Origin of the sequence: Specibacter sp. AOP5-B1-6, assembly GCF_052376555.1 — a bacterium.
Classification (GTDB): Bacteria; Actinomycetota; Actinomycetes; order Actinomycetales; family Micrococcaceae; genus Specibacter.
The window spans coordinates 1-4,984 of the sequence record NZ_JBQSVT010000076.1 but is presented as its reverse complement, the minus strand read 5'-3'; the positions used below and the strand labels follow the sequence as shown (position 1 = coordinate 4,984).

The 4,984-nt window shown below is 56.0% G+C and carries 5 protein-coding genes; 1 reads left to right on the top strand and 4 read right to left on the bottom strand.

All coding sequences use genetic code 11. The features are described 5' to 3' along the window. Window positions 1-338: 338 nt before the first annotated feature. The 4 genes from ACT3TS_RS19305 to ACT3TS_RS19290 form a co-directional block, all read right to left on the bottom strand. Window positions 339-1,292 carry a carbohydrate kinase family protein gene (locus ACT3TS_RS19305; protein WP_444533154.1) on the bottom strand — a complete coding sequence of 318 codons (954 nt, stop codon included), beginning with the start codon at window positions 1,290-1,292 and terminating at the stop codon, window positions 339-341. Further along, window positions 1,292-2,179 (bottom strand): carbohydrate ABC transporter permease, encoded by an 888-nt coding sequence (locus ACT3TS_RS19300; RefSeq protein ID WP_444533153.1) that lies wholly within the window; start codon window positions 2,177-2,179, stop codon window positions 1,292-1,294. Before ACT3TS_RS19300 ends, ACT3TS_RS19305 begins: the two co-directional genes overlap by 1 nt. Next, window positions 2,179-3,045 carry a carbohydrate ABC transporter permease gene (locus ACT3TS_RS19295; protein WP_444533152.1) on the bottom strand — a complete coding sequence of 289 codons (867 nt, stop codon included), beginning with the start codon at window positions 3,043-3,045 and terminating at the stop codon, window positions 2,179-2,181. Before ACT3TS_RS19295 ends, ACT3TS_RS19300 begins: the two co-directional genes overlap by 1 nt. 104 nt (window positions 3,046-3,149) lie before the next feature. Next, a complete protein-coding gene (locus tag ACT3TS_RS19290) occupies window positions 3,150-4,340 on the bottom strand; it encodes an ABC transporter substrate-binding protein (RefSeq protein ID WP_444533151.1) in 1,191 nt (396 codons plus the stop codon). A 455-nt stretch (window positions 4,341-4,795) separates the two neighbouring features. On the opposite strand from ACT3TS_RS19290, the gene ACT3TS_RS19285 reads away from it, so the two are divergent. Next, a partial coding sequence (locus ACT3TS_RS19285) for a hypothetical protein (protein ID WP_444533150.1) occupies window positions 4,796-4,984 on the top strand: 189 nt, incomplete at its 3' end.

Below are 4,984 nucleotides of genomic sequence, written 5' to 3'. Positions count from 1 at the left end.
GGATATTGCCGTACGCTGCGATGAGCTGTAAATGCAAATTCTTGTTCGGTGCCAGGGTGGCCTCTGTGAGCAGGATGAACGTATCCAGTCATTGTGAGTAGAAAACAATGTCCACGCGGATATTCGCGTTAGTAGAAGAGTGGATCAGGTCTAGCGAACCTTTCATGAAATCCGGAACATGTAACGGATGAAACGGATTTTTTTCTTCTGGATGCCAGCTCATTAGTTATGTGTGGTGCTGACCCGAGCAAATATGAGACGCGGGATGGGGCCTCGCACTTGCAGACCGGCCAGTGTAGGCAGGGACAATTCGCGGGTTGTGGCGAGCCTGGACGTAGCTACCTGCTGACGAGGCCAGCCTCGGTGAGTTCCGTAGATGTGGCTTGTGTTGCTGTTCCTCCTAGTCCTCGCACCGAGAGCGAACCAGCGACTGCAGCCCAGCGGAGGCGCTCGTACTCGGTGTCGACTCCGCGAATGGTCGCAGCGATGTATCCGGCGTCAAAGCTATCGCCGGCTCCTGTCGTGTCGACCACGTCGAGAACCAGTCCGGGAGCGGCAGCCGTACGAGTTCCGCCCTCGTAGGTGATTCCTCCGTCAGCACCCGCTTTTACCACTACACGGCAGCCCAATGATGAAAGGAGAGCTCCCGCTTCATCAAGATCAGTAACCGGATGTCCAGCGAATGTGCTCGAAATCGCGAAGGATTCTTCGAGGTTGGGAATCACATAGTCGACCTTCGTTAGAACGTCGGCCAGGCCCTGCCATCTTTCAGCTGGATCCCAGTTCGTGTCGAGGCTGGTCGTGATCCCCTGATGTCGAAGCCAGTCGAGAAGCCCCGGAAGTTGGCTTGAAAGAGCAGGCTGGAGGAAATAGGAAGCGAAATGAACATGCCGAGGAGCAAGCTGATCCACTGCCTCTTGCACTGCCTCGATGCTGAGCGTCGGGATGGTGCCCGGAAGAGTCAGTATTGCTCGATCGTTCGCCTGCGACAACACCACAGAGACTCCGGTGGAGATGTTGTCCCGGACCGCGACGGCTGAGATATCCACTTCACGCTCCTTTAACGAATCGAGGACAAACTCACCGAACTGGTCGCGACCGACCGCAGCTGCGAGGGCTGTGGCGATACCAAGTCGACTAAGTCCGGCCGCCACGATTCCGGCGCTACCGCCAAGTACGAGGTCGGCTGAGTCAAGTAGTTGTTCGGCCTGACCAAACCTGGGGACAACGTCGCCCGTGAGCAGCAGATCGGGGTTGGCATCCCCGACAACGAGTACTTCGGTAGCGGTCATCACTTCATCCCTGAGAAAGTCATAGTGGCGAGGAACTGCCGCTGAGCGAAAAGGAAGAACAGGATCAGCGGCAGGGTTGCTACGACGTTGCCAGCCATCATGAGGCTCCAATCGGTTTGATGTGCGCCTTGGAAATTCGCGATTCCAAGCTGGAGGGTGAACGAATCCTCATTGTTGATCGCGATGAGCGGCCAGACCAGATCGTTCCACGCACCGAGCAGTGTGAAAATCGCCAACGTTGCCAGCGCCGGACGTGCCAATGGAAGAACGATGCGGAAGAAAATTTGCCACCGGTTGCATCCATCGATGGATCCGGCCTCTTCCAGCTCAGCCGGGAGAGAGAGGAAGAATTGTCGCATCAAAAAGATCCCAAACGCGGTTGCCAACCACGGCACGATGGCCGCCCCCAACCCGTTTAGCAGTCCTAGGTACGAGAACAGGATGTATGTCGGGATCATAAGCAGTTGGGTCGGGATCATGATGGTGGCTAGGATCATCAGAAATCCGAAATTGCGTCCCGCGAACTTCAATCGGGCGAACCCATACCCGGCTAGCGAACATAACACCAAGTTTGAGGCGACAGCTGTCACGGATACCACCACCGTGTTTCCTAGCCAATGCAAGACATCGGTCTTCCCGAACAACTTAACATAACCATCGATGGTCAACTGGGACGGGATGAACGGTGGAGGAAAAGCCACCAGCTCTTTCGCCGGTGAGAAAGAAGCCAACGCCATCTGCACGAACGGAACCAGAAACAAGATCGCAATGGGGAACAACACAAAATGCCAACCGCTCAGCCTACGTTTGTGTTGTCCTCTCTCCCTCTGGACACGTGCGGGCGCACTGCGAGATGATCCGGAGACCTCATCTAAAATTGTTGACATCAGATTTCCTCTGAGCTTCCGCGCCGAGAATACACGACGACGATAATAGTAATGACCAGTGTTGCTGCGAACAGCACGTAGGCGGCGGCCGATCCATAACCGAACTGCAGGGACCGGAAAGCCTTCTCATATAGAAAGTAAACGATCGTTTCTGTTGCATCGAGCGGCCCGCCCCGAGTAGTCGTGTATACGAGATCGAACAACTGAATGGCCTGAATTGTCTGCCAGATCATGACGAACACGGTCACGGGAGCTAGTTGGGGCCAGACAATTCGCCAGAAGACCTGCCACGGGTTCGCACCATCGATGCGAGCTGCTTCGAGGATGTCCGACGGCACGTCCTGTAGCGCCGCCAGGTAGATTACTGTGGTGAACGCGGCTGACCCCCAAAGAGACATGATTGCGATCACGAGCATGGCTTGATGCGGGTCGTCGAGCCAACCCTGCTGTGGCAGATGCAGCACCCTCAGCACGTTGTTGATGATGCCGAACTGGGGGCTGAATAAGTATGTGGAAAGAATACCGGTCGATGCAGCTGACGCAACGAACGGTACAAAGATGGCCGTGCGGTAGAAGCCGATTCCTCGGATTTGGCGGTTGAGGGCCACCGCGAGAAAGAGCCCCAGCAATACGGAAGCAGGGACGAATAGAATGGTGTAGCCGACGGTATTCCTCACGGCGTTCCAGAAGTCGGCATCACTCACCAGTTGCGAGTAATTGGCACTGCCGACCCATGTCGGCTGGCTAAACCCGTCCCAACTCTGCAGCGATAATATGAATGCCCAAACAGCTGGGAAGATCGATAATCCTAAAATGATCAGCGTGGCTGGCGCCACGAAGCCCCAGCCCGTCAGAGCGGACTTCAACCCCTGTCTGCGCCGCCCGCGTTGTAGGCCGGCACCGTCTCGGAGGTCTACGGGTCCGAACACGCGGGTAGCGCGGTCTTCCGTAAGAGTGTCCCCACGCACCCTTATTTCTTCATCTCTGCATCGGCCGTCTCTGCTGCCTGTTGGAGTGCGGGCTCGGGTTCACCCTTGCCTTGGAGCACTGCGGCAATCGTCTTTCCGATCACCACTGACAGGGCAGCATAGTTCTTTGTGGTGGGCCGGGTCTCCTTGACGTTGTCGGAGTTGGCCACGAAGACCTCGTATCCGGGATACTCTGCGGTCACGTGTTTGACTGCCTCGGATGATGCCGATGACGATCGTAACGGCAGGTTGCCGATGGCAACGTTGAACCGTTCGTCTTGTTCGGCCGAGGTCAACCACTTGGTGAACTGAAATGACCAGTAGGCACGATTTTTATCTTTGTGGTCGAACAGGGCCCAGATGTCGGGGCCGGAGACTGTTTGGTGATCGCCGTTAGTACCAGGGAGGTTCACGACCCCGTAGTCGGTGCCGCCGGTTTTCAAATCGGACAGCTGCCAGGGCCCAGAGGTAATCATTCCTATGCGGTTGTTCACGAATAGCTGGCCAAACTTGGTGTCAGTCTGATCGAGATACACACTTTTGTCGTCGACGGCCATCGAACGCAGCAGTGAGAGTGAGTCGACGGCCGCGGGAGAGGAGAACGCAGACGACTTGCCATCTTCCGAGAGGATCGATCCGCCATTCTGCCACAGGTGTGGCCAGAACTGCCATGTCGTCTCCTCGCTGCCGGACACTGAATAGCCGTAGCCATAGGTGTGGGTGGCCGGGTCTGTCAATTTTTTTGCGGCCGACCGGAAGTCGTCCCAGCTCCAATCTGCCGTGGGGTAGGCGACCCCCGCCTTGTCGAACACAGTCTTGTTATAGAGAAGCCCAATATTGTCAACCACCGCAGGAAAACCGATTACCTTAGTCCCGGAAGGCTGTACCGTATCGCGGGCAGCCGCCGTAAATTCGCCCCATTTGACGTCGGTTTGCTCGACCTCGTCTGAGATATCGAGTGTGCGGCCAGTTCCTTCGAGCTGCCCCGCCCAAGACCCGAACGCGTACGATATATCCGGATACTGCTTGCCAGCGAATCCGGCCGATAGCTTCTGCAGTAGCTGATCTGTCGAGGATGCTCCCGGCGACATATTGATGGTGACGTTAGGATGAGCTTTCTCAAATTCCTTGGCGAGACCCTCGAGGATGGTTGAGGCCGCGTCGTCCTGGCCCGACCACATTTCGATTTGCACGTTAGCAGTTTTGTCGAGCGTCGTAGCACCCTGCGTTGAGCCGCAGCCGGCAACTGGCACGGCGAGCGATATAGCGGCGAAAATTCCGGTGAACCGGAGTGCTCGTCTAAGGTGTGTCCGATTTCGGAGTCGAGTTGTCACTTTGGGTTCCTCTCTTGGTGCGATTGGTCGAAGAATTCAGCCGAGAACGATGGAGTGGGAAACGTTGCACGGTCGATGGGGGTTCAAATTTTCGGTGCGCAGTGATCGCGCCGGCGAGCCGCTGTTTACAGCGAGTTTGATGCATGGGTCGTTGTGTATTCGTGGCCACGCTGACTCGGCGAGTGCGACAGCCTGAATGGCGCTGTTTCGTGGGCCTGCTGCCCGATTTTCGTGTTGCTTTCAGTGCCGGTCAGTGAAACATGAACTCCAGTGTTCAGGAAGAGTAAATCAGTAGTGTGTCATGAGTCTCATTATTGACAGAGAATGATCATTTGACAATAGAATTGCCAAAATCCGTCATTCGTAGTGATCGTTTATTGCAGAAATTCTTCCAGTCGATGAGCGATGCGTGTTCCAAAGTCGGGTTTGTAGGTGCGCCGACGGGGTTTATTGGGCCGGGCTGGGCTCGGATTTGGATTCTTCAGCGCCCAGACAGCAGCGAT